This window comes from Nitrospira sp., assembly GCA_015709715.1.
In the GTDB taxonomy this organism is placed as follows: domain Bacteria; phylum Nitrospirota; class Nitrospiria; order Nitrospirales; family Nitrospiraceae; genus Nitrospira_A.
The window spans coordinates 1,301,997-1,324,535 of the sequence record CP054184.1 but is presented as its reverse complement, the minus strand read 5'-3'; the positions used below and the strand labels follow the sequence as shown (position 1 = coordinate 1,324,535).

At 59.6% G+C, this 22,539-nt stretch carries 26 protein-coding genes and 1 riboswitch; of the genes, 11 read left to right on the top strand and 15 right to left on the bottom strand.

Features of this window, described 5'->3' with window-relative positions; translation table 11 throughout:
- Nucleotides 1-8 precede the first annotated feature (8 nt).
- On the bottom strand, nt 9-245 hold the full coding sequence (locus tag HRU82_06300) for a hypothetical protein (GenBank protein ID QOJ34582.1): 237 nt from the start codon (nt 243-245) through the stop codon (nt 9-11).
- Between the two features lie 211 nt (nt 246-456).
- On the opposite strand from HRU82_06300, the gene HRU82_06295 reads away from it, so the two are divergent.
- Nucleotides 457-702 (top strand): hypothetical protein, encoded by a 246-nt coding sequence (locus tag HRU82_06295; protein QOJ34581.1) that lies wholly within the window; start codon nt 457-459, stop codon nt 700-702.
- A 41-nt stretch (nt 703-743) separates the two neighbouring features.
- Nucleotides 744-1,226 carry a hypothetical protein gene (locus HRU82_06290; GenBank protein ID QOJ34580.1) on the top strand — a complete coding sequence of 161 codons (483 nt, stop codon included), beginning with the start codon at nt 744-746 and terminating at the stop codon, nt 1,224-1,226.
- Between the two features lie 13 nt (nt 1,227-1,239).
- On the opposite strand, the gene HRU82_06285 is transcribed toward HRU82_06290, so the two are convergent.
- Genes HRU82_06285 through thiC form a run of 5 tightly spaced genes read right to left on the bottom strand, consistent with a single transcriptional unit; the run spans nt 1,240 to nt 5,984 of the window.
- Nucleotides 1,240-2,331, bottom strand: coding sequence for an aminomethyl transferase family protein (locus tag HRU82_06285; protein QOJ34579.1), 1,092 nt, complete (start codon nt 2,329-2,331; stop codon nt 1,240-1,242).
- A complete protein-coding gene (locus HRU82_06280; protein ID QOJ34578.1) occupies nt 2,328-2,702 on the bottom strand; it encodes a histidine kinase in 375 nt (124 codons plus the stop codon). Before HRU82_06280 ends, HRU82_06285 begins: the two co-directional genes overlap by 4 nt.
- Nucleotides 2,703-2,721: 19 nt before the next feature.
- Nucleotides 2,722-3,237, bottom strand: coding sequence for a tetratricopeptide repeat protein (locus HRU82_06275; protein QOJ34577.1), 516 nt, complete (start codon nt 3,235-3,237; stop codon nt 2,722-2,724).
- 5 nt (nt 3,238-3,242) lie between these two features.
- Nucleotides 3,243-4,043: a thiazole biosynthesis protein gene (locus HRU82_06270; protein ID QOJ34576.1), complete on the bottom strand. Its 801-nt coding sequence runs from the start codon at nt 4,041-4,043 to the stop codon at nt 3,243-3,245.
- 24 nt (nt 4,044-4,067) lie between these two features.
- Complete coding sequence (gene thiC, locus HRU82_06265; protein QOJ34575.1) at nt 4,068-5,984, bottom strand: phosphomethylpyrimidine synthase ThiC; 1,917 nt, start codon at nt 5,982-5,984, stop codon at nt 4,068-4,070.
- 94 nt (nt 5,985-6,078) lie between these two features.
- A riboswitch (TPP riboswitch) is annotated at nt 6,079-6,182 on the bottom strand.
- A gap of 200 nt (nt 6,183-6,382) precedes the next feature.
- On the opposite strand from thiC, the gene nadA reads away from it, so the two are divergent.
- From nadA to HRU82_06250, 3 genes are all read left to right on the top strand, one after another.
- Nucleotides 6,383-7,486: a quinolinate synthase NadA gene (gene nadA / locus HRU82_06260; GenBank protein QOJ34574.1), complete on the top strand. Its 1,104-nt coding sequence runs from the start codon at nt 6,383-6,385 to the stop codon at nt 7,484-7,486.
- Between the two features lie 98 nt (nt 7,487-7,584).
- Nucleotides 7,585-10,404 (top strand): isoleucine--tRNA ligase, encoded by a 2,820-nt coding sequence (gene ileS, locus HRU82_06255; protein QOJ34573.1) that lies wholly within the window; start codon nt 7,585-7,587, stop codon nt 10,402-10,404.
- On the top strand, nt 10,401-10,925 hold the full coding sequence (locus HRU82_06250) for a lipoprotein signal peptidase (GenBank protein ID QOJ34572.1): 525 nt from the start codon (nt 10,401-10,403) through the stop codon (nt 10,923-10,925). Before ileS ends, HRU82_06250 begins: the two co-directional genes overlap by 4 nt.
- Before the next feature lie 17 nt (nt 10,926-10,942).
- On the opposite strand, the gene HRU82_06245 is transcribed toward HRU82_06250, so the two are convergent.
- Together HRU82_06245 and HRU82_06240 are read right to left on the bottom strand one after the other, a co-directional pair.
- Nucleotides 10,943-11,209: a DUF2024 family protein gene (locus tag HRU82_06245; GenBank protein QOJ34571.1), complete on the bottom strand. Its 267-nt coding sequence runs from the start codon at nt 11,207-11,209 to the stop codon at nt 10,943-10,945.
- Nucleotides 11,210-11,234: 25 nt separating this feature from the next.
- Nucleotides 11,235-12,104, bottom strand: coding sequence for an undecaprenyl-diphosphate phosphatase (locus HRU82_06240; protein ID QOJ37128.1), 870 nt, complete (start codon nt 12,102-12,104; stop codon nt 11,235-11,237).
- Nucleotides 12,105-12,346: 242 nt separating this feature from the next.
- On the opposite strand from HRU82_06240, the gene HRU82_06235 reads away from it, so the two are divergent.
- The 4 genes from HRU82_06235 (at nt 12,347) to HRU82_06220 (ending at nt 16,468) form a co-directional block, all read left to right on the top strand.
- On the top strand, nt 12,347-13,048 hold the full coding sequence (locus HRU82_06235) for a hypothetical protein (protein ID QOJ34570.1): 702 nt from the start codon (nt 12,347-12,349) through the stop codon (nt 13,046-13,048).
- 169 nt (nt 13,049-13,217) lie between these two features.
- The gene (locus tag HRU82_06230; protein ID QOJ34569.1) at nt 13,218-14,444 is read left to right on the top strand and encodes an efflux RND transporter periplasmic adaptor subunit; all 1,227 of its coding nucleotides are present in this window, start codon (nt 13,218-13,220) and stop codon (nt 14,442-14,444) included.
- 48 nt (nt 14,445-14,492) lie between these two features.
- A complete protein-coding gene (locus tag HRU82_06225; GenBank protein QOJ37127.1) occupies nt 14,493-15,224 on the top strand; it encodes an ABC transporter ATP-binding protein in 732 nt (243 codons plus the stop codon).
- A gap of 8 nt (nt 15,225-15,232) precedes the next feature.
- Nucleotides 15,233-16,468, top strand: coding sequence for an ABC transporter permease (locus HRU82_06220; protein ID QOJ34568.1), 1,236 nt, complete (start codon nt 15,233-15,235; stop codon nt 16,466-16,468).
- Between the two features lie 40 nt (nt 16,469-16,508).
- Here HRU82_06220 and HRU82_06215 read toward each other — a convergent pair whose 3' ends face one another.
- From HRU82_06215 to HRU82_06190, 6 genes are all read right to left on the bottom strand, one after another.
- On the bottom strand, nt 16,509-17,750 hold the full coding sequence (locus HRU82_06215) for a DUF3391 domain-containing protein (protein ID QOJ34567.1): 1,242 nt from the start codon (nt 17,748-17,750) through the stop codon (nt 16,509-16,511).
- A 45-nt stretch (nt 17,751-17,795) separates the two neighbouring features.
- Nucleotides 17,796-18,254, bottom strand: a complete 459-nt coding sequence (locus HRU82_06210; GenBank protein ID QOJ37126.1) for a RusA family crossover junction endodeoxyribonuclease — start codon at nt 18,252-18,254, stop codon at nt 17,796-17,798.
- Between the two features lie 198 nt (nt 18,255-18,452).
- Nucleotides 18,453-18,893: a hypothetical protein gene (locus HRU82_06205; GenBank protein QOJ34566.1), complete on the bottom strand. Its 441-nt coding sequence runs from the start codon at nt 18,891-18,893 to the stop codon at nt 18,453-18,455.
- A gap of 16 nt (nt 18,894-18,909) precedes the next feature.
- Nucleotides 18,910-19,107 (bottom strand): helix-turn-helix domain-containing protein, encoded by a 198-nt coding sequence (locus HRU82_06200; protein ID QOJ34565.1) that lies wholly within the window; start codon nt 19,105-19,107, stop codon nt 18,910-18,912.
- Nucleotides 19,108-19,221: 114 nt separating this feature from the next.
- Nucleotides 19,222-19,566, bottom strand: coding sequence for a zinc ribbon domain-containing protein (locus HRU82_06195; protein ID QOJ34564.1), 345 nt, complete (start codon nt 19,564-19,566; stop codon nt 19,222-19,224).
- A gap of 2 nt (nt 19,567-19,568) precedes the next feature.
- Nucleotides 19,569-20,045, bottom strand: a complete 477-nt coding sequence (locus HRU82_06190; protein ID QOJ34563.1) for a ComF family protein — start codon at nt 20,043-20,045, stop codon at nt 19,569-19,571.
- 404 nt (nt 20,046-20,449) lie between these two features.
- Here HRU82_06190 and HRU82_06185 point away from each other — a divergent pair, with 404 nt between their 5' ends.
- Together HRU82_06185 and HRU82_06180 are read left to right on the top strand one after the other, a co-directional pair.
- Nucleotides 20,450-21,220, top strand: coding sequence for an ABC transporter ATP-binding protein (locus tag HRU82_06185; protein QOJ34562.1), 771 nt, complete (start codon nt 20,450-20,452; stop codon nt 21,218-21,220).
- The gene (locus HRU82_06180; protein ID QOJ34561.1) at nt 21,190-22,116 is read left to right on the top strand and encodes a dihydroorotate oxidase; all 927 of its coding nucleotides are present in this window, start codon (nt 21,190-21,192) and stop codon (nt 22,114-22,116) included. The genes HRU82_06185 and HRU82_06180 overlap by 31 nt, the downstream gene beginning before the upstream one ends.
- A gap of 28 nt (nt 22,117-22,144) precedes the next feature.
- On the opposite strand, the gene HRU82_06175 is transcribed toward HRU82_06180, so the two are convergent.
- Nucleotides 22,145-22,480: a response regulator transcription factor gene (locus tag HRU82_06175; GenBank protein ID QOJ34560.1), complete on the bottom strand. Its 336-nt coding sequence runs from the start codon at nt 22,478-22,480 to the stop codon at nt 22,145-22,147.
- Nucleotides 22,481-22,539: the final 59 nt, after the last annotated feature.

Sequence of the window (22,539 nt, the reverse complement as noted above, 5' to 3'; positions counted from 1 at the left end):
CGCCGCAACTAGAGTGCCGAGAGGGGAGTCGGCAACTCTTTGGTGTTCAAGGTCTGTTGCCACTCCGCTGCGACCTGGTCCCGTTCTTCCATGGTCATGGCGGCGTACTTGCGGAACATCTGCGGTCCACGGCGTCGACGCCAGGTCAGGAAATTGAGAAAGTGGTCCTTACAAATCGACTGCGTACCCGCGGGAGCGTAGACCTTTCCCTGACACCCGCCAATCAAACAACCCTGACCGCTCATACTCATCCTCCCTCTGTAATGGGGCAAAGTATGCCGGAGCCGAGGCCGTAAATGCAATGGACGGCCCGCGTAGGCACTTCCCTTCCGATCGCGCGCAGAACCCTGCATCCGCCTGTCCGTCGGGGGAAATTCCGCTTGCAATCATGAGGATGGGCCGGGTACGGTACCGCGTTCCTTGGCGGCCTCTGTCCGGAGCGCGTCGATCACCAGCATGCTGATGCAGGTCATATCGGTAGTGGGAGCCGTCATGGTCTTGGCGGCCTACGCGCTCATTCAAGCCGGTGTGTGGCGCGAGTTGGATGCGGGCTACTTGGCGCTGAACATCGTGGGATCGCTGTTATTGGGGATTGTGGCGATCGAAGATCGCCGGGTGGGATTCGTCCTGCTGGAATTCGTATGGGCTGGGATCGGGGTGGTCGGGGTGGTTCGGGCGCTACGGGCCAGACGCGCCCCCTGAGCAAGCGAACGGGCCGTTGTTGTAACGAAGGAGAAAGCATCATGGCAGGGTTGTTATCGGCGGATGACATATTCGAGCGGACGAAGGATGCGGCGGTGGCGGCGACGAGTCCGGACGAGCGGGCGCTCCAAATCGATTACGACGCGCTTCAGCTCAAGATCCGGGCGGCATTGGGTGATCGGAAGGTGGCCCGTTGCCATATCAACAAATTTTTGCCGGAGGGGTACGAAGATCAGGGGCGGTTCAATCTGCTGCTGTTGACCGCCGGCAACGTGTTATTCGACATGGTCATCGGCGACAGCTATTTTCGCTACGACATCGTCTCAGTGGGGCAGTTGGACAAGGTGCAGCTGATCGATGCCATGTGGGACAACCGCGAGAAGCGTCGCGAGGAGCCGTTCCTGAGCCTGCGCCTCATGCATGCGGAAGAGACGCATCTTCTGTTGGCGTTGGATGACGATGAACGGGCTAGCTTGCTAGGCTTTGCGGCGGCCGTGACGGCGGTCAGAAACCCTGAAAAATAACGTCCCACCCTTGTTACGCGCGGCGGTAGAGGGGCAGCGCCTTCACCGTCGCGTCGTGCTTCTTGCCGTCGATCTCCACCGTAAGCGCCGTGTCCGGCGCGGAGAAATCCCGCAGAGGGAAGCCGAATGCCAGAACGGCGTTCTGATGCGGTGAGAAGGTCGCGCTGCTGACCCAACCCACTTCGCGGTCGCCGCTGAAGAGCTTGGCTCCTCTTGTCGGGACGGTGGCATCGTGGAGGAGCAGCCCGACGAGATGCCGGCGCACATTGCCGTAGGTGTCCATGCGGGCCACCACCTCTTGTCCGGGGTAGCAACCCTTGTTCAAGCTGAAAGCCTTGCCTTCCAGATTGGCTTCCGGCGGAACGATTTCCTCGTTGAGATCCGGCCCGGCCTTCGGAAGGCCGGCTTCCATGCGGAGGGCTTCTCTCGCTTGACCGCCGGTGGGTTTGATCCCAAAGGCAGCTCCTGCTTCCATGAGGGCATTCCATGCCGCCAGCAGCCCCTCGGACGGGAGCAACAGTTCCAGGTCGACTTCACCGGTTTCCTCTGTTCGGATGACCAGTGCAGGTTGTCCCCCGATCTGCGCGGCGACAAAATGAAGCGGCAGGAGATCGCGACAGTCTACACCGAAGGCGGCTTGTACGGTGCGCGCCGCGTTGGGACCGCTGACCAACAGCAACCCCCAGCTCTCTCCGCAGTTTTCCATCTTGGCCTTGGTGCCGTACAGAAGAAACTTACGCAGGGCGGTGAAGGTGTGGTCGCCGATTTCGCCGACGTCTTCCAGCCACACCGCGTCCGTCTGGAGATAGCAGCGGAAGTAGGTGATCATTTTCCCCTTGTGTGTCAGGAAGCTCGAATAGCGGCCTTGGCCAGGCTGCAGCGGGAGAATATCGTTGCTGATGATCCCTTGCAGCCATTTCACGCGATCCTCGCCGGTCACGCGCACCTTCCCACGAGGGGAGAGGTCCGCCAGGCCGACGGCGGTGCGGACCGCCTGATATTCCGTGCGCCAATCTCCATAATGTGCCGGGATCTCCCAGCCTGCGATTGCTTCGAATGTGGCGCCGAGCTGTGCATGAATGGGATGAAGGCGCGATTGCTTCATGATGCGATCCTCGTGATTTCTTCGACGAGTTCCTTCGTGCGAGCTGAAAACTCATTGCGCGAGACGATCTTGGTGACCCCCAACTCCTTGGCACGGTTCCAGGTGTCCACTTCCTCATGGTTGGCGAAGGCGAGGACGGGAAGTCCCGGCGTGAGAGACGAGGTTCTCACGGTGTGCAGCGCCGCAAAGGCGTCGATGACAAGGTCGTTCATGTTCAAGATCATGGCGTCCGGCTGCGTAGAGGCGAGTGTTTCGGCCACCTGCTCCTGGCTTCGGATCCGCTCCAAGGTGTATCCCTGCGGCCGCAGGGCGTCCCGCACCTTGGTGTAGAAGAAAATGTCGGTTACGGCGACGAGGACGGTCCCGCTCATGTGTGCCTGTTGCTCCGGGTCAATTGAGTGAACTGATCAGTCGTCCCAGGGCCTTCTTGGCTAGGCTGTACTCCGGATTCAGCACGAGGGCCTGTTTGTAACAGTCGATAGCCTCGGTCCATTTGCCCTGACGCTCATACACGCGGCCCAGGTTCAGATGGGGGAACGCGGGGCTTTCGTATCGCCTAGCTTGCATGGCCTTTTGAAACCAGGGAATGGCTTCATCCAGGTCGCCCTTCTCGATCAGGTAGGCCCCGATGTCGTTGTAGGGGTTTCCAAAATCCGGGTCGCAGGAAATGGCCTTATGGCACTCCTCGATCGCCTCATCCAGCTTGCCCATGAAACTGTAGGTCCAGCCGAGGAAGGTATAGGCTTCGGCGGTTTGGTGCCGTTCCAGCGACTGTTTGTACAGTGCGACAGCCTCCTCCAACTGTCCCTTCATCTGCTGTTCGTAGGCCTGCTGGAACAGTTGCCAGGCTTCGCGCTTGTCTTCGTCGCTGCCTTCGCCCTGCACTAAAAAATCTTGAACATCCATGTGCGCTACTTCTGCCGTAATTTCTTGTGAATCAACTCGGCGCCGTAGCGCCCCGATAGGAGCATGGAGCCGAAGGCCGGGCCCATGCGGGGCGTGCCGAAGACGGCGGCGACGGCCAGTCCGATGACGAAGCAATTCGGCGAAACTTCACCGGTGCGATCCATGATTTCTTCTTCCGAGCGGGCCACCCACATGGCTCCGTTGCCCGGCACCTGCTGGTACAGGCCGCGCTTGTGGAGCAGGTTGACGACGATGGCGTCATGGCCCGTCGCGTCGACCACGATTTTACTCTCCAGCGCGATCGGATCGACATGGATGATATCGTGGCCGGCCATCTCCGCCGTGGTGCTGTTGACGACCACGCCTTCGAGGACCCCTTCCCGGCGCAAGATCAAGTCGACCACCCGCGTCAGGTTCATGATCTTGGCTCCGGCGTCATAGGCGGCGGCAATCAGGGCTCCGGTAGCATGCGGGGGATCCACCATGTACATGCCGGGACATTCCTTGATCTGCTTGCAAGGCACGCCGATCTCTTTCAGGATTTTATGGGCCGGGGCGCAAATGGTGGCCTTGTTCATCAGGTAGCCGCCGGACCAGAACCCACCGCCGAGCGCCAAACTTTGTTCCAGCACCAGCGTACGAAATCCCATTCGGCCCAAATCGTGGGCACAGATCAACCCGGACGGGCCGGCGCCGACGATGATGACGTCGCTCTCAATGAGTTGATCGAATTCTTTATAGTATTCCCGCGCGATATGGCGGGTGATGTCACGCTCCCGTAACGGTGCCGGTCTTGGTTTCCCCATGCTCTCTTCCCCTTCGGAGGCTGCTTACAGATAAATCTCGGAACCGGCATTCTTGAACTCTTCGGACTTTTCCTTCATGCCGATCTGGATGGCCTGTTGCTCCTCCAGCTGCTTCTGGACGGCGTAGTCGCGCACATCCTGGGTGATCTTCATCGAACAGAAGTGCGGTCCGCACATGCTGCAGAAATGAGCGACCTTCGCGGCATTGTCCGGCAACGTGGCATCGTGGAAGGAGCGGGCGGTTTCCGGGTCGAGCGAGAGGTTGAATTGATCCTCCCAGCGAAACTCGAAGCGCGCTTTTGAGAGGGCGTTATCACGGACTTGGGCTCCCGGATGGCCCTTGGCCAGGTCGGCGGCATGGGCGGCGATTTTGTAGGTCACCACGCCGACCTTGACGTCCTCCTTGGTCGGCAAGCCCAGATGTTCCTTCGGCGTCACGTAACAGAGCATGGCGCAGCCATACCAGCCGATCATGGCAGCCCCGATGCCGGAGGTGATGTGGTCGTAGCCCGGCGCAATGTCCGTGGTCAGCGGCCCCAGCGTATAAAAGGGGGCCTCTTGGCATTCCTTCAACTGCTTTTCCATGTTCTCCTGAATCAGGTGCATGGGCACGTGACCAGGCCCTTCGATCATCACCTGCACGTCGTGCCGCCAGGCGATCTTGGTGAGTTCTCCCAACGTCTCCAACTCGGCGAACTGGGCTTCATCGTTGGCGTCCGCGATCGAGCCGGGACGTAGCCCGTCCCCCAGGCTGAAGGATACGTCGTAGGCCTTCATGATCTCGCAGATCTCTTCGAAGTGCGTATAGGCGAAGTTTTCCTCATGGTGCGCCAGGCACCATTTCGCATGGATCGAACCGCCGCGTGAGACGATGCCGGTCATGCGTTTTGCCGTCAACGGCACGTAGCGCAGGAGCACACCGGCGTGGATGGTGAAGTAGTCCACGCCCTGTTCAGCCTGCTCGATCAAGGTGTCGCGGAAGATGTCCCACGTGAGGTCCTCGGCCTTGCCGCCCACCTTTTCCAGCGCCTGGTAAATCGGCACGGTGCCGATGGGCACGGGCGAGTTGCGGATGATCCATTCCCGCGTCTCGTGGATGTTCTTGCCCGTCGAGAGATCCATGACCGTATCCGCGCCCCAGCGGATCGACCAGATCATCTTCTCCACCTCTTCTTCGATCGAAGAAGCCACGGCGCTGTTGCCGATATTGCTGTTGATCTTCACCAGGAAATTGCGACCGATGATCATCGGTTCGCTTTCTGGATGGTTGATGTTCGCAGGGATGATGGCGCGCCCGCGGGCCACCTCGTCGCGCACGAATTCGGGGGTAATGGTGTGGGGAATGCCGGCGCCCCAGGCCTGTCCGGGATGCTGAACCACGCCGCCGCCGTAGCCGTTCTTGGCCGTCATGATCTCCCGGGCTTGCTCGCGAGACTGATTTTCTCGGATGGCGATGAATTCCATTTCCGGCGTGATGATGCCCTGCTTCGCATAGTGCATCTGGCTGACGTTTCGGCCTGGTTTGGCGCGCAACGGCTTCCGGATGTGACCGAAGCGCAGGCCGGCCAACGAGGGATCGGCCGCGCGTTGACGGCCGAAGAGCGAGGTGACCTGCGGGAGTTCTTCGGTATCCTGACGGCTCTCGATCCAGGTCCGTCGCACGGGCGGCAGCCCGGTGCGCACGTCGATACGAATGTTCGGGTCGGTATAGGGGCCGGATGTGTCATAAACCGTCACCGGCTGGTTGGCGACTTGGTCGCCCCCGTTGGCCTGGCGTGTGGCGGTCAGGCTGATTTCGCGCATCGGCACCCGCACCCCGGGCAGCGAACCGGTCACATAGACCTTGCGCGAGGCGGCGAATGGAGTGGTGGTGAGGTGTGCGGTCGAAGGCTTGGAACCGTGACCGTTGCTCGAGCCGTTGGGTGTATGGGTGTCGCTCATGGCAGCAATCCTTTCATCACGTCGGGGGTGAGGGCCTGACGGCAAATAAAAAAAGCCGCATCCAGCTTGGGTGCGGCTTGAAGCGATCACGAAGCCAGTCGATCGGTCGCTTCCCTACGCTGGTATTACCCAGGTCAGGTTCTGAGGGTCGTCCGACAGGGTCGGACTCTCAGCCGGATGGCACCCCTAGCTGTCGGGGGTGATGGTACCGAGCCCAGGAGGCGAAGTCAATCTGTCGGAAGACCCAGGGCGAATCAGGCGGCGGTCCACAAGGGCTTCGTGCCTGGGCCCTTTGCTCCGGGCTTCGTTCATTGATTGTGCGAGAAGGGCTGTCGTAGAATTAGGCTACATAAGTTCGCTTCTGGTATAGTGTTTTACATCCAACCGAAAGGCTTCAGGTGAAAACGGTCGCCACGCTTCCTCGCCCTGTCACCGAGTATCAATCGCTGCCCGCGGAAGATCTATGTGAGCGAACTCGCGCGGCGAAACGGACGCTGGGCGACCGCGTGATGATTCTCGGGCACAATTACCAGCGGGATGAGGTGATTCAACATGCCGAATTCCGCGGCGACTCGTTGAAGCTGGCGCAACTGGCGGAGCAGCGGTCCGACCGGCCCTATGTCGTGTTTTGCGGGGTCCATTTCATGGCGGAGACCGCCGACATCTTGAGTCGCTCGAACCAAACCGTGATTCTGCCCGACATGGCCGCCGGCTGTTCCATGGCCGACATGGCGGCGATCGAACAGGTGGAGGCCTGCTGGGATACGTTGGGGCGGGTGATTCCGGTTGAAGAGCAGGTGATGCCTGCGGTGTACGTGAATTCTGCCGCGGTCTTGAAGGCCTTTTGCGGCGAACATGGCGGCATTACCTGTACCTCGTCGAACGCGCGGGCGGTGATCGAGTGGTGCTGGGCGCGGCGCGAGAAGATCCTGTTTTTCCCCGACGAACATCTGGGGCGGAATACCGCCAATAAGATGGGCATCCCTCGCGACCAGATGATCGTGTGGGATCCGTATATGCCGCGCGGCGGCAATTCCGTCGAGGCGATCAAGCGGGCGAAACTCATCCTGTGGAAGGGGCACTGCAGTGTCCATCAAATGTTCCAGCCCTCGCACGTCGAGTACTTCCGTAAGCAACACCCTGGGATTACGGTCATCGTCCATCCGGAGTGCCACGAAGACGTGGTCAACAAGGCCGACTTGGTCGGCTCGACCGAATTCATCATCCGCACCGTCACCGCAGCCCCTCCCGGCACTGCCTGGGCGGTGGGCACGGAACTGAATCTGGTGAACCGTCTGAAGCATGAATTGACCGATAGGAAGGTGTTCTTTCTCTCCTCGACCGTCTGCCAATGCGCCACCATGTTTCGCATCGATGCGCCGCATTTATGTTGGGCCATGGAGAATCTCGCCGAAGGCCATGTGGTGAATCACATCGTGGTCCCGGACGATGAGAAGCGGTGGGCGAAGGTGGCGTTGGACCGCATGATGGCGCTCAGTTAGGGACAAACAAAGCACTGGTTCCTCTCGCCTCGATTCGGTATAGTCCTCTCTTTACGCCTACTTCCGGAGCATGTGACGCCTCGCGTCGATAGAAAACCATGGACTATAAAGCGACCCTGAATTTACCCAAAACCGACTTTCCCATGAAGGCCAACCTCCCGCAGCGGGAGCCGGAGATGCTCGCCCGCTGGGCGGCGGAACGGCTATACGAGCGGATTCAGGAAGCGCGCCGGGGGTGTGAGCCCTACATCTTGCATGATGGGCCGCCCTATGCGAACGGGCGCATTCACATCGGCCACGCATTGAACAAAATTCTGAAAGACATCATCGTCAAATCGAAGACGATGTCGGGGTATCAGGTCCCCTACGTGCCGGGTTGGGATTGCCATGGCCTGCCCATCGAACACCAGGTCTTAAAGGAGCTTGGTGACAAGAAGCGGGACTTGGATGCCTTGGCGATTCGCAAACTCTGTAAAGAATATGCCGAGAAGTACGTGGCGATCCAACGAGAAGAGTTTCAGCGGTTGGGCGTGTTGGGGGACTGGCAGCAGCCGTATCTCACGCTTAATCCTCGGTATGAGGCGACGATTCTCCGGGAGTTCGGCCGTTTCGTGGAGCGAGGCGGGGTCTACAAGGGACTCAAGCCGGTTCTTTGGTGCACGCACGACCAGACGGCCTTGGCCGAGGCGGAGGTCGAGTACGACGACCATACCTCGCCGTCGGTGTATGTGAAGTTTCCCCTCGCGAGCCCCCCGACCATCTTGAGTAAGCGATTCGGCGGTCCCTCGTTTCCGAACGATGTGCAGACCGTTGCGGTCCTGATTTGGACCACGACGCCCTGGACATTACCGGCCAACCAAGCGGTCTGTCTCCATGCCGACATCGACTATGCCTTCGTACAGCTTGGGCATGAGTTGCTGATCATGGCCGAGAAGCTGGTGGAGTCCGTCGCCAAGGCCTGTGATCTTTCCGGCTACCAGGTCGTGGCGGTCAAAAAAGGAGGCGAAGGGTTCGAGGGGCTGGAAACCCAGCGCCCGCTCACCACCGGCCTCTCGCCGATTCTACTGGGCGACTTTGTAACCTTGGACCAAGGCACGGGCTGTGTCCATATCGCGCCGGGGCACGGGATGGAAGACTATCTCCTGGTGTTGGACCACAATGCCAAGGCCAGCGTCGGAGAACGGTTGGAGATTCTGGCTCCGGTGGACGACGGCGGGAAATTCACCGCGGCTGTTCCGGACTTTGCCGGCCAGCATGTGTTCAAGGCCAATCCGAAGATCGTCGAGCGCCTGAAAGAGAACGGCCGGTTGCTGGGCCATGGGACGCTGAAGCATTCCTATCCGCACTGCTGGCGTTGCAAGCAGCCGGTGATCTTCCGCGCGACCGAACAGTGGTTCGTGTCGATGGAGACCAACGAGTTGCGGAAAGAGGCGCTGGCGGAGATTGAGCGGGTCCGCTGGATCCCGGCCTACGGCCGCGACCGGATCAAGGGGATGATCGAGAACCGGCCCGATTGGTGCCTGTCGCGCCAACGAGTCTGGGGCACGCCGATCCCTGGGTTCACCTGCGTGAAGTGCGGCAAGGTCATGGCCGATCCCGGGGTGATCGACCATGTGGCGGACCTGATCGAACAGCACGGGACTGACTACTGGTTCGCCAATCGAGCCGACTCCTTACTCCCCGTTGGGACCAGCTGCGATGCATGCGGCGGAACGGAATTCGAGAAGGAGCGAGACATTCTGGACGTGTGGTTCGAATCCGGCGTGAGTTATGCCGCCGTTCTCAAATCGCGGCAATGGTGGCCGGCCAACCTGTATCTCGAAGGCTCCGACCAGCATCGCGGCTGGTTTCACAGCGCGTTACTGGCAGGTGTGATCACCGATCACCGAGCCCCCTACGAGGCGGTGCTCACGCATGGGTTCGTGCTGGACGGAGCCGGGCGCAAGATGTCGAAGTCGGCGGGCAACGTCGTGGCGCCGCAGGATGTGATCAAGCAATCGGGCGCCGAGATCCTCCGTCTCTGGGTGTCGGCGCAAGATTATCGCGAAGATCTGCGGATCTCCCAAGAGATCCTGAACCACTTGATCGAAGCCTATCGCAAGATCCGCAATACCTGCCGGTTTCTCTTGAGCAATCTGTACGATTTCGATCCGGGGCAGCACCGGGTGCCGTTCGAGGAGTTGCCTGAACTGGACCGGTGGGCCCTCATGCGCCTCGGCGAGCTGATCCCGCGCGTGCGGAAGAGTTACGACGAGTTCGAGTTCCACGCGATCTTCCACGCATTGAACAATTTCTGCTCGGTGGACCTGAGTGCCGTGTACCTCGATATCCTGAAAGATCGGCTCTACACCTTCCGCAAAGATTCCCCCATGCGGCGCGCCTCGCAAACGGTATTGTTCGATATTCTCGTCGCGCTGACGAAGCTCATGGCACCGGTCTTGAGTTTTACCGCCGATGAAATCTGGCGAATGTTGCCGGAGGTGGTGCGTGCGGAATCGAAGGCGGATAGTGTGCATCTAGCTCTATTCCCCGAGGCCGATGCCCGCTGGAGCGACTCAGTGTTGGCTGAGAGGTGGGAGCGCCTCTTGGATGTGCGAACGGCAGTCCAGGCGGCCCTGGAAGTGAAACGCCGCGACAAAGTGATCGGGGCTCCGCTGGAAGCGCGGGTGGTGATCGAGGCGAATTCCGAGCGATATGAGTTTCTGAAGCAGTACCAGCAGGATCTCTCATCGGTCTTTATCGTGTCGGATGTCGAATTGCGGTCCGTTCATCATCCTCCGCTCTCCCCTGATTTCAGCATCAGGGTGGAGAAGGCGACCGGGGAAAAGTGCGAACGTTGCTGGAACTATCGGCCTGCAGTGGGGAGCTTTGCCGACCATCCGACCCTGTGCGATCGTTGTGTGGAGGCGGTACGTTGAGCCCATCCGTGCGATACTTTCTGCTGGGTCTCTTGAGTCTCATCATCGTGGTGGTGGATCAAGTCACGAAGGTGTCCGTCATGGAGAATATGCGTCTCCATGAGTCCATTCCCGTCATCCAGAATTTCTTCAACATCACCTACATTCGAAATCCCGGCGCCGCCTTCGGATTTCTGTCGTCCAGCAGCAGTTCGTTTCGGTTCGTCTTCTTCGGGGTGACCTCGGTGTTCGCGCTGGGGCTTCTGGGAACGATCCTGGCGCGGATGCCGAAAGACGATTGGATGGGACAACTCAGCGTCGCGGGGATTCTGGGGGGCGCGATCGGCAACCTGATGGATCGACTACGCTACGGCGAGGTGATCGACTTTCTGGACTTCTATATCAACGGGTATCACTGGCCCGCCTTTAATGTGGCCGACTCGGCCATCACCGTCGGGGTGGTCTTTCTGATCCTCCACTTTGCATTGGAGAAACACCCTGAGGAGGCGCCGGTGTTGACGGAGCATCCTCCCTCCTCCTGATTCTCCGGCCTCCGAACCTAGGCCGGCAAAGGCAGGATGAACCCTCCCTTCTCACGAAACTGCTTCTGCTGAGCCTGGCTAAACATCGCCAAGGGTTCGCTGTGACAGAAGCGGCATTGCTTCACGGTGATGGGGGCATCCGGCTCCCCGATCTCGACCAAGTGCTGCTTCGCGAGCGTCAGGGCCAGCTCCTGGCTGGTGGTCATGACATCGAAATGGATCTTGCCTTTTCTGCCAGTGACCCACGTGTCGTACACGTGGACAGTGTCCAGCGCATTTCCCATGAGACGGACTCCTTCCGATAATCGATCAGTGCACCACCAGGAGAACGACAACGCCCAGCACCATCCGGTAATACGCGAACACGCGCAGGCTGTGCCGCTGAACGAAGGTCAGAAAGGCGGCGATGACGGCCCAGGCGACCACAAACGACACGATCAAGCCGAGGGCCAGCGCCACATAATCAGCCTGTGAAAAGACGGTTTGGGATTTCAGCATTTGATAGATCGTCGCGATGATCATGGTCGGGAGCGCCAAGAAAAAGGAGTATTCGGTCGCGACGCGTCGATCCAGGCCCGCAAGGAGGCCGCCGACGATGGTCGAACCGGAGCGGGACATGCCGGGAATCAAGGAGGCGCATTGGGCGATTCCGATCCAGAGCGCCGACCGCGGGGTGACCTGAAGGAGTTCCTTGGTATGGGCGCGATCTTGCAACCGTTCGACCGCCAAGATGATGAGGCCACCAAGAATCAGCGACGCGGCGACGGTGGTCGGTGTGAACAGGTAGGCCTTGATGGTTTTGTGGGCCAGAAAACCGACGAGGGCGGCGGGCAAAAAGGCCAGACCCAAGCCGATGACGAACCACAGGTTGGGGTGACTCTGCAGCGATTTCTGCAGCACCGATTGCCAGGAGCTGCCGCCGCTTGTTACGAGCGAGCGGAAATCCCGTTGCTCCCGTATTGTATTTGCGACGAGGGCGCCGAGTTTGGTGCGTTCATAGGCAATGATGGCCAGAATCGAGCCGAGCTGGATCGAGATCTCCACGTTCGACGCGATGTCTCCCGTGAATCCGAGGGCGTGCCCGACTAGGATCAGATGTCCGGTCGAAGAGACGGGGAGGAACTCGGTGAGTCCCTCGATGATGCCGAGAATGACGGCGAGCTCCGGGCCCCAGTTCATCATAGGTGGATAGTAGGCTGCAGGTGGCGTCGTGGTTGGTTGCGTAGTCGCGCGGACGTGTGCCTGCATATTCCCAAACTGTCCTTCGGCAGTCAAGCGGAGGGCCTGTTCGTGCGTTCGCGGCGCGGGCGGCGCCCTTCACCGTCCAATCGGCAAACTTGTTGACAAAGCGGGGAGGTTGGCATACACACAACAACAGAACAGACTTCTAGTCGGTTGTGGCCGAACAGGGGGAGGATCGCATGAGGCAGGTGTGGATGGCGGGGGTCGCGCTTCTCAGTGCGGTGGCCGTCAGCGGGTGTGTGTCCGAAAGGAAATATCATGAGGCGCTGGCCGATGCCGATGCGGCTAAAAGCGAGCTCGAACGTGCCCGCGCTCAGAAGAATGCATTGGAACAGCAGGTCAAGACGCTCAAAGACCTCAACGCGAAGATCGGGTCGGAAAGCCAGATCGCGCGCGATGAATTGCAGCGGATCGAACATGGTCGTGACAAAGAGCGCGACACCATTGAGTTGCGCACCAAGGAACTGGAAGACAAGGTCAAGCAGTTGACGGCGCAGAATCGGAGCGTCAAGCAGGAATATGAAGAAGCCCGACGCCACAATGAACAGTTGAAGTCGTTGGTGGCCCGCTATCAAAAAGAGATGAAAGAGCGCGCCCGTTCGCTGTCGCCGGCCGTCGCGCCATCGTCGTCGGCATCCGGGGCCTCCGGCTTGGTGGGCGTCTCGCCTCAGCCGCCTGCCGATGCGGCCAGGACGTCGTTGCTGAATATCAATAAGGTGTCTTCGGCCGACCTGGTGCTGTCCCTGGGGATTACCCAGGATGTGGCGGAGCGGATCGTGGGCAATCGTCCCTATAAGGTCAAAGGCGAACTGGTTGCCAAGAACGTGGTGACAAAGGATCTGTTCGACGAAATTAAGGATCGCATTACCGTCAGTCCATAGACGCTGACACCTGTATCACCGAGATCTGTGGATCAGAAGGCCGTTTGCCTGGACAGGCAAACGGCCTTCGTCGTTTACCGCGCGTCTCGCTCGGGGCCTGGTCCTGTCGGCTGAATCGTCCTCTCTTTTCCTGCTAGAATGCCGGCATTGCCCAAGGGAACATCGCCGCATGGTACGACGAGTGACTGTGATCGTCGGAGTGCTGGCCATTGGTCTGGCCATCGCCGGCTACGTATTTTTCAACGGTGAGCGAAAGCCGCCGGTTCGATACCGCACCGTGCCGGTGGAGCGGGGAACCCTGATCTCGCTTGTGACGGCCACCGGGACGATCAATCCCATTACCACGATTCAGGTCGGCAGCCAGGTGTCCGGTATGATCGAGAGTCTTCACGCCGACTTCAATTCGAGCGTCAAGGCCGGTCAGGTCGTGGCTCGCATTGATCCCTTCCCCTACCAAGCTAGACGTGACCAGGCTGCGGCGAGTTTGGCCAACACCAAAGCGGCGTTCGACAAGGCTCAGATCGAACAGGCTCAGAAGCGGCGAGAACTTGATCGCGCCAAGGCGCTGATCGGACAGCAGTTCGTTTCCCAAAACGAGGTTGACGTCGCCCTGACCGCTTATGAAGGCGCCGTGGCCCAAGTGAAGGTAACTCAAGCGGCGGTCAAACAAGCGGAGGCGATGCTCCAGGCCGCCGAACTGGATTTGAAATATACCGTCATCCGCTCTCCCGTCGATGGGGTGGTGATTTCTCGACAGGTGGAGGTCGGCCAACGAATTTCGGCGAGCTTTTCCATCCCCACCTTGTTTCTGATCGCCGAGAAGGTTACCAAGATGCAGGTGGATACCAACGTCAGTGAAGCCGACATCGGTGGCGTGGCTGAAGGAAAGGACGCGTCCTTTACGGTGGATGCCTATCCTGGCGAAGTCTTTCATGGCCGCGTGCGCCAAGTGCGGAATGCGCCGATCAACGTGCAGAACGTGGTGACATACGACGTGGTGGTGGAATGCGAGAATCCCGGGTTTCGACTCAAGCCGGGCATGACGGCCAATGTATCGATTGTGGTCGCGAAACGGGATCAGGCGCTCAAGGTGCCGACGGCCGCTCTGCGGTTCACGCCTCCCACCCAGGCGAAGAGCGGCGGGAACACACCTCCGGCCTCGATGGGGCGCCGGCGCGTGCTCTGGAGGCAGGGCGTCGATCAGGAATTGGAGGCGGTCACGGTGGAGGTGGGGATTTCGGACGGAGCCTACGCGGAGGTGGTCACTCCCGATCTCAATGAGGGGGATGCGGTGGTGATTGGGCTCGATGCCCAGCGCGGTGAGCGGAAGGGAGCCGAACTACCGCCGGGATTCGGAGGCGGACAACGGGGATCGCGACGGGATCGGGGACTCTAAGTGGAGGCGGATGGCGTGACCCACGGTTCCGGTGATTCTCGGGCGGGCCTGACCAGCGGCGGCAATGGTTCCACTCCACTGATCCTGTGTGAGGATCTGTGGAAGATTTATCGGGTCGGCGATGTCGAGGTGCGGGCCCTGCAAGGGGTGAATCTGGCTATTGATCGAAGAGAGTTTGTCGCCATCATGGGGACCTCCGGATCGGGGAAGTCGACCCTCATGAACATTCTGGGATGCCTGGATCAACCCACACGAGGCCGGTATCGGCTGGACGGGTTGGATGTCGCCACGGCCAAGCCCGATCTATTGGCGGAACTGAGGAATCGGCGGATCGGCTTCGTCTTTCAGAACTTCAACCTCATTCCGCGAACCAGTGCATTGGAAAACGCGCAGCTGCCTCTTTTCTATCGGGGCCTGCCCATCAGGGAGCAGCGTCGACAGGCGGCCGCCGCCCTCGAACGAGTGGGCTTGGCCGGCCGCGAGCAGCACTATCCCACCCAGCTGTCGGGCGGACAACAGCAGCGCGTGGCCATTGCTCGGGCGCTGGTCGGATCCCCGTCGATCCTCTTTGCCGACGAACCCACCGGGAATTTGGATACGTCCTCCAGCCGGGAAATCATGGGTATTCTCGAACGATTGAATTGCGAAGATGGGATTACCATCATCCTGGTGACGCACGAATCGGATATCGCCGCATACGCGTCCCGAGAACTCGTCATGAAAGACGGGCAGATCGTGCAGGATGTGCAGCGTATGCCTCACCTATCCGTCACTTCCTAGGACCTCCGATGGCCGCTTTCTTGTGGTTGACCATCCTTACGGCGTTGCGGATTGTCAGCCGCAACCGATTGCGCGCCGGTCTGACCATGCTGGGCATCGTGATCGGCGTGGGTGCGGTCATTGCCATGGTGAGCATCGGACAGGGAGCCCGGGCGGCCGTTCAAGCGCAGGTCGCCAGCATGGGAACGAATGTCATCATCGTCATGCCCGGGGCCACGACCGTCGGAGGGGTGCGGGGCGGACAAGGAGGTGCGGTCACGCTGACGGTGAGTGATGCACTGGATTTGAAGAAACGGAGCCCGCTCTTATCCGACACCGGATGGGCCAAGCGAGATGTCATGCAGATCGTCAATGGGAACCGCAATTGGAACGGTCCTGTGAACGGCATCTCGCCCAGTTATCTCACGATTCGGGACTGGACGTTCACCAGCGGCGGACCCTTTGCACAGGCGGATTTGGATAGCGCGGCTCGGGTGGCGTTGATCGGCCAAACCACCTTGGAGAATCTCTTTGATCCTGGAGAGGAGGTAATCGGCGCCACCGTCCGCATCAGGAACGTGCCGTTCCAAGTCATCGGGGTGTTGGCGCCTAAGGGGCAATCGGCGCAGGGGGCCGACCAAGACGACGTGATCTTCATTCCCTTCACCACTGCGGAACGGAAGGTCTTCGGCAGTCAGTTCTTGGGATCGGTGGGTGCGCTGTTTGCCGCTACGGAATACAACACCGACCTACCCGAGGCCGTCGAACACATTCGTGAGATTCTGCGGGCACGGCATCGGCTGCAACCTGATCAGGGGGACGATTTCACGATCCGTACGCAGGTCGACATCGGGAAGGTCCAGGAAGGAACGAGCCGGACGCTCACGGCCATGCTGTTCGCGATCGCCTCGGTGTCGCTGGTGGTCGGCGGAATCGGCATCATGAACATTTTGCTGGTGTCGGTGACGGAGCGGACCAAGGAAATCGGTGTGCGGATGGCGGTGGGCGCTAAGCGGGGGCACATCGTGGCGCAATTCTTAATTGAAGCAGTCACGTTGAGTCTGCTCGGGGGGCTGCTCGGGGTAATCGTCGGGGTCGTCGGAGCCTCCCTGACAACGGCGATTGCCGGCTGGCCCACGATCATCTCGTTGGATGTGATTGCCGGGGCCTGCTTTTTTTCGCTGGTCGTCGGTCTCTTTTTCGGACTGTATCCTGCCAATAAAGCTGCCCGCCTGAACCCCATCGATGCCTTGCGGTACGAGTAATCGGACGGGGAAGACATGACCCGTGAGGAGAGGGCGCGGGCTATGGAGCCGCGCGCTCGAATCCTTCGGGGACGGTTCCGAGGACGGATCGAATGCCTCGGGCCGGTGCCTGCGCATCCTGATTGGCAAGGTCGAGCACCAGCGGGACGACATAGGGTTCGCCTACCGGATCATGCGTGACGGTGATGATGGGCTGGTGCAATTTCTTCGTGTTGATGACACTGACGATGGCCCGCTCACCGGTGGTCAGTTCGACGAAGCTATAGACGGGATAGATTCCCATCGTCTTGACGAAGAGGGAGATCAAGGATACGTCGTATCGCCCATCCTGCCCCTCCTGGTAAAGCCGCTGAAGGGATTGGTGAGGCGTCAAGGGAGAGGCGCCCCCGAAACCGGCGAGCAATTCATCGTAGCGATCCGCCACCATGACGATGCGGGTCATCGGGGAGGTGAAGGCGCCGCGGGTTTCGGCGGGAAATCCGGTTCCGTTCAAATAGGCATGGTGCTCCGCCACGATCTGTTCGACGACCGGTGTAAACCCTCCTTGGCGCTCCAGCATAATGGCCCCCGCACGCGCGTGCCCTTCGTAAGTTTTTTGTTCTTGTTCGGACAGGATGGCGGAGGTGGCGGCGACCCGCCGAAGAATCGCCGCCGGCGTCTGCAAGAGACCGATGTCGTGCAGCAAGGCTCCTGTGGCTAAATCCAATATGGACAGGAGATCGTACGCCGCCGCATGGGCCAGGATCATCGAAAAACTGCAGGTAGCCAGGGCATGTTGACTGAGCGGTTCATGTTCGTTCCGACCCTGGCTGAGGGCGATGAAGAGGGCGTGTGTGGTCAGGGTTTGAGCGACCGCGCTGATCTCGTGGACCCGATGCTTGGCATCTTCCGAGTCCACGGCGCCGGTTTCCGCAATCCGTGAAAACGTCGATTGCACCGAGCGTTGGAGTTGATCGCGGGCGGCCCGGGCGGCTTGCAGCTCCTCGGCCATCATCGCGAGCGACCGTACCTCCGTCCGACCCTCGGTGGGAGTCTTTGCGAGGTGGGCGAGTGATCCCGGCGGAGGCGGCAAAGGTGCCGCTGGGCGGTCCGAGAGGTCCAGGCCCCGTGCCGGGTCGATCTGCAATCGCTTGACGCCTGCCCGTCGTAATTTGTCGATTTGCTCGGTCGTCCGAATCAAGAAGGAATGCCGAAAGAATGGCGAGCGGAACCAAGCTACGTCCAGTTTGACGACGAACATACCTGTCTGGAGTTGATCGATGGTAATCGGTCGGTTCGCCATGCTCTCTCGTGTTGCGAAGACGCGGGTTCGCCCGTGGAGTCCCGCTCAACGGCGCGAGGCCTGCTCCGAGCCTGCGGGATCACCAGAGAGGATCCTGACCAGGTTGCCGGTATGTTGCATTTGCTGTGAATCAGAGGAGATGACAGACAAGCGTATCTCCATGCGCGGCTGGTCGCGATCCTGATGTTTGTAGAGATGGGTTTCCACCACCCGGTTGTCGTTCACTCCCAATGCTTCACAAAGGGCGTCTTGTGCGATCTTGAGTCCTCCATCCGTGTCGCGGCGGAGCGGAGACGCAAAAAAGAAGTGAATCGACAGCGCCAGATCGGCGTGGTGGAGGGCACGCGTTAGCGTAGCACGATGGGCCGATTGGGCAAGTGTAACGAGAGTTTGTTGTCCAACCAGTGCTTTGAACGCCCGTCCTTTTGCCGAGAGGAGCCGGCGACCATTAACGGTGGCGTATTGATGGTTCACGCTGGGTGGAATGGGGAGAATCAACCGGATGGCGTCCGCCGTGACCTGCGAGCCATCCGTCCTATTGGTCGGATACGAGGGGGGCGAGACCTCAGGGGGAACAACGGACCTAGGTGACACGGAAGTCTTGGGCACCCCAACCGGCTTGCCAGACGCTGTTCGGAAAGAAGTGGCGCGAATCGGAAGGGGACCCCGTCGAGAGAGAGGTAGGCGGCGCAAGGTGGCCCGTCAGAGAAGATTAAGAATCTTCGCCATGTTCTGTTCGTAACGGTCTTCCGTCTTGGAGATGTACCGTCGCCATTCAGCTGGATTCCAAACCTCCAGGCGGTGATACAACCCAACCAGGATGATTTCTTGATCATCGTCGACCGGCACCAGTTTGCGGAGTTTGCCGGGGATGAGGACACGGCCCGCTTTGTCGATTTCCGACATGCCGGCTTCTGACACCACGAAATGCATGAAGAGGCGGCTCTGATCCTCATCTAGAGTCGTTTTGGTTCGTTCCAAGACCTTTTGCCATTCCTTGGCGGAATAGAGCCAGAGTGACTGTTCGGCATTTCTCAGGAACATCACCTGGTTGCCCTCCGCCTCGAGGTGCTCACGAAGCGGCGAGGGAATCGAAAATCGTCCCTTCTCATCAACTTTGCAGAGATATTCCCCTGCGAACATCAGCGTCGTTCTCCGATCATGGCTGCGAGGGCGGCCCCATCCGTTCGCGGAGCCATCGCTCCAAATCGGTCCGTGCGAACCGCCACTCCTTTCCCAGCTTGAAACCGGGGAGTTGGCGCTCCTGAATATAGCGATAGAGCGTACGGGGGCTGATCTTCAGATAACGGCAGGTTTCCGCCACCGTGAGCAGCTCGTTCTTGTGGTCGGTGGTCATGGGCACACAGCTGTGAAAAAAACGGAGCCATAGAAACCTGCTGCCTATCCATTCTCGGAGCGATGGTAGGAGACCAAGGCAATCCTGTCAAGTGAATATTCATGACATTGCTTGTCAATCGATGTCACCACTGTCCATTGTTGATGGAGGGAGCTCTTCCCCTTCCAGTGCCCCTTCAAAGTCGTCGCCCAGGTCTTCTCCCATTTCTTTCCCCATTTTTTTCATGAAGCGCGCCATGCTTTGCGGGTCGCTCTCGTCCAGCCCCGCCAGATTGCCGGGATCGGCAAGGGCTTCGAGTCGAGCTTCTTCGGATTTGGGGGAGGCGAAACGAGACATGATTCGTTCCAAGGCGGGGCTGTGACAGTAGTCGCAGGAAAGTTGCGGTGGATTGCTGAGACTCAACACGAGACGTGTTGTGCGTCGCTTGCATTGCCGACAGCGATACTCGTAGATCGGCATGGTTAGGCTCTTCCTTCCAGGTGGGCAGTGGGAATCATCGGCAGAGGGTTCGCGTCCTGAAAGAGATCGCCATCGATCGACCGTGCCAAGGTGAGGACTTTGACTTCGCGTGCCTGCGCATTGAGCAAGACGCTCGCGCATTCGTCGGCGGTGGTTCCTGTGGTGAACACGTCATCAACGAGTAAAATAATGCGCCCACGCACTTCACCGGGATTCTTGAGGGCGAAGGCCTTCCGGAGGTTGCGGAGTCGAGCGGAGCGGGAAAGGGTAGTCTGCGGATTGGTATCGACGACCCGCACCAAGTTTCGATAGGATACCGGTCGTTGCAGGATGGGGCTGACGTAATCCGCGAGGAGAAGGGATTGGTTGAATTCTCTTTCACGCAGCCTGTTCGGATGGAGCGGGATCGGCATAATCAGATCGGTCTCCAGCTGTGCCGGCAGGGCTTGGATCAGGAGTATGCCGAGTGAGCGGGCCAAGGCAACTTTTCGATGATATTTGAACAGAGCGATGGCCTCCCGTAATGGCGATCGGTAGGCATAGGGGGCCCACACCCGGGTATAGCGAGGGAGTCGGGTTCGGCAGTCATGGCATTCGTGGGTTGGGCTAAATACCGTCGCGACTTCGGATGCAAATGGGCGCCGGCATCGGGAGCAACCAGGACCCTGAATCGGCCGAATGTGGGCCCAACAGTCTCGACAGAAGAACGGCGTAGGGTCGCTCGAAAGCGCCTGTCCACAGGTCGTGCAATCCGAGGGGAGGAGCAAGCGGGAAGCCCGTCGAATGAGATCGAACATCAAGGCCACGATGCGGACCCTCCGTTAACGATGCCCTTCGTCTTGTACGGAAAACCCCCCTGATCTGTCAAGGTTGTAGGGGAGCCGTGGCTGTGTTATACGCCGTCATGCACGATTCTCCGCAACGGGTGGCGCGCGTCCAAAACCTGACGAAGGAATATCGCCATGGCTCCTCGGTGGTGCGAGCGCTGCACAATGTGACGTTGGATATCGGCGAAGGGGAGTTCTGTGCCTTCGTCGGGCCGAGCGGATGTGGAAAAAGCACGTTGCTCAATCTCATTGGGGGATTGGATCATCCGACTGCCGGTACCATTGCGATTGGAGACCGGCCGATGACCCAGGCCGGAGCAGCCGAGTGGACTCGTCTTCGGCGTGAATTCATCGGGATCGTGTTTCAGGCGTTTCATCTTATCCCAGGCTTGACGGTTGAGGAGAATGTGAGCCTTCCGCTGCTGCTGAACGGCGATCAGGGAAGGCACGTGATGTCCCGTGTAGACGAGGTGCTGCAGAGTGTGGGGATGGAGACCCGCCGTCGACACCGGCCCAGCGAACTGTCGGGAGGGGAGCAGCAGCGTGTGGCCATCGCGCGCGCAATCGTGCATCGTCCCCGACTGATCCTAGCGGATGAACCGACCGGCAATCTCGACTCAACTCAGGGCGCCGAGATTGTGGCACTCTTTCGTGCCCTGCCTGAGCGATTCGGACAGTCGGTTCTCCTGGTGACCCATAGCGAAGCCGCGGCGGCTGCTGCGGATTATATCTGGCACATGCGGGACGGCCGACTGGTGAACCGCACCACACCGGATGTCAGACCGAAAGGAGCAGAATGGATCTCAGCGTCACGATTGCGGGAGTGAAATTTCCGACCTGTTTCATGAATGCCTCCGGCGCGCTATGCGTCACGCGCGAAGAACTCTTGGCCCTCGGCCGCTCGCAGGCAGGGGCGATCGTGACGAAGTCCATGACGCTGGAACCGCGTGGGGGCAATCCCGAACCGCGGTATTATGGGTTTCCCGGCGGGTCCATCAACTCCATGGGGTTGCCCAATCTTGGCTATCGCGCCTACGCAGACCTCATCCCCGAATTGGCTCGGTTCGGGAAGCCGGTGATTGCCAGTATTGCGGGACTGTGTGAAGATGATTTCCTGACCATGGCGCGCGCCATTGATCAGGCGAGACCGGACCTGATTGAAGTCAACCTCTCCTGCCCGAATATTCCCGGAAAACCACAGATTGCCTATGATCCGGTCGACTCCGAGCGGCTGCTCCGGCGCGTTCGCCCCTTGATTTCAGTGCCCATGGGGGTGAAGCTGCCTCCGTACTTCGACCCCGCCCACCATGCGGTGATGGCGGATGTGATTCGGCGCTGCGGCGTGGATTACTTGAACCTCATCAACTCAGTCGGGAACGGATTGGTCATCGACCCGCAACGACAAACACCGGTGATCAAGCCAAAAGGCGGCTTCGGCGGCTTGGGTGGGGCTATGATCAAACCTGTCGCATTGGCCAATGTAAGGGCTTTCTGGAAACTACTGGACGGGCGGATTCCCATCATTGGGACCGGTGGCGTGGTTCGGGGCGTCGATGCCTTCGAACATGTGCTCTGTGGGGCCTCAGCGGTTCAAGTCGGAACCGCGTTGGTTGAAGAAGGCGTGGCTGTGTTCGACCGATTGGAAAAAGAGCTGGTTCACGAACTGACGAGCAGAGAGTTCGTGTCGCTTGAGGCCTGTCGGGGAAAACTCAGAGAACTCTGAGTCGACGAGTTCCCCACTCTGGGACCCGTTACTTGAATGCGAAGTTTTTCGGGAGAAAGCCGTGTTGCAATGCCTGGCGGAGCAACTGGGCTACATTTCGAACCTTCAACCGCCGCATCAAATTGAAGCGGTGCACTTCCACTGTGCGCACGCTGATCTCCAGCCGGCCTGCAATGTCGCGGTTCGTGTAACCCTGCGAAACCAGTTTCAGAATTTCCTTCTGACGGGGGGTTAACCCATCTGACCGTTTTCCGCTCGGCTTCGTCGTCCGGGCTGGTTGCGCGGTGCGTGCGGGCTTGGTCGGGGAGAGGGACTTTCGGGATCCGCTAACTTTCTTGGACCGAACTCGTTTGCGTGTTGCCATGAGATTGTGTCCCAAATTCTACTGTTAGTAATCCTAGCATACCTGGGTAAATCTGTAAA

Bases quoted from the DNA above. Each gene is read 5' to 3' on its own strand.
- HRU82_06300 (QOJ34582.1), bottom strand. From the start codon at position 245: ATGAGCGGTCAGGGTTGTTTGATTGGCGGGTGTCAGGGAAAGGTCTAC.
- HRU82_06295 (QOJ34581.1), top strand. From the start codon at position 457: ATGCTGATGCAGGTCATATCGGTAGTGGGAGCCGTCATGGTCTTGGCG.
- HRU82_06290 (QOJ34580.1), top strand. From the start codon at position 744: ATGGCAGGGTTGTTATCGGCGGATGACATATTCGAGCGGACGAAGGAT.
- HRU82_06285 (QOJ34579.1), bottom strand. From the start codon at position 2,331: ATGAAGCAATCGCGCCTTCATCCCATTCATGCACAGCTCGGCGCCACA.
- HRU82_06280 (QOJ34578.1), bottom strand. From the start codon at position 2,702: ATGAGCGGGACCGTCCTCGTCGCCGTAACCGACATTTTCTTCTACACC.
- HRU82_06275 (QOJ34577.1), bottom strand. From the start codon at position 3,237: ATGGATGTTCAAGATTTTTTAGTGCAGGGCGAAGGCAGCGACGAAGAC.
- HRU82_06270 (QOJ34576.1), bottom strand. From the start codon at position 4,043: ATGGGGAAACCAAGACCGGCACCGTTACGGGAGCGTGACATCACCCGC.
- thiC (QOJ34575.1), bottom strand. From the start codon at position 5,984: ATGAGCGACACCCATACACCCAACGGCTCGAGCAACGGTCACGGTTCC.
- ileS (QOJ34573.1), top strand. From the start codon at position 7,585: ATGGACTATAAAGCGACCCTGAATTTACCCAAAACCGACTTTCCCATG.
- HRU82_06245 (QOJ34571.1), bottom strand. From the start codon at position 11,209: ATGGGAAATGCGCTGGACACTGTCCACGTGTACGACACGTGGGTCACT.
- HRU82_06240 (QOJ37128.1), bottom strand. From the start codon at position 12,104: ATGAACTGGGGCCCGGAGCTCGCCGTCATTCTCGGCATCATCGAGGGA.
- HRU82_06235 (QOJ34570.1), top strand. From the start codon at position 12,347: ATGAGGCAGGTGTGGATGGCGGGGGTCGCGCTTCTCAGTGCGGTGGCC.
- HRU82_06230 (QOJ34569.1), top strand. From the start codon at position 13,218: ATGGTACGACGAGTGACTGTGATCGTCGGAGTGCTGGCCATTGGTCTG.
- HRU82_06220 (QOJ34568.1), top strand. From the start codon at position 15,233: ATGGCCGCTTTCTTGTGGTTGACCATCCTTACGGCGTTGCGGATTGTC.
- HRU82_06215 (QOJ34567.1), bottom strand. From the start codon at position 17,750: ATGGCGAACCGACCGATTACCATCGATCAACTCCAGACAGGTATGTTC.
- HRU82_06205 (QOJ34566.1), bottom strand. From the start codon at position 18,893: ATGTTCGCAGGGGAATATCTCTGCAAAGTTGATGAGAAGGGACGATTT.
- HRU82_06200 (QOJ34565.1), bottom strand. From the start codon at position 19,107: ATGACCACCGACCACAAGAACGAGCTGCTCACGGTGGCGGAAACCTGC.
- HRU82_06195 (QOJ34564.1), bottom strand. From the start codon at position 19,566: ATGCCGATCTACGAGTATCGCTGTCGGCAATGCAAGCGACGCACAACA.
- HRU82_06180 (QOJ34561.1), top strand. From the start codon at position 21,190: ATGGATCTCAGCGTCACGATTGCGGGAGTGAAATTTCCGACCTGTTTC.
- HRU82_06175 (QOJ34560.1), bottom strand. From the start codon at position 22,480: ATGGCAACACGCAAACGAGTTCGGTCCAAGAAAGTTAGCGGATCCCGA.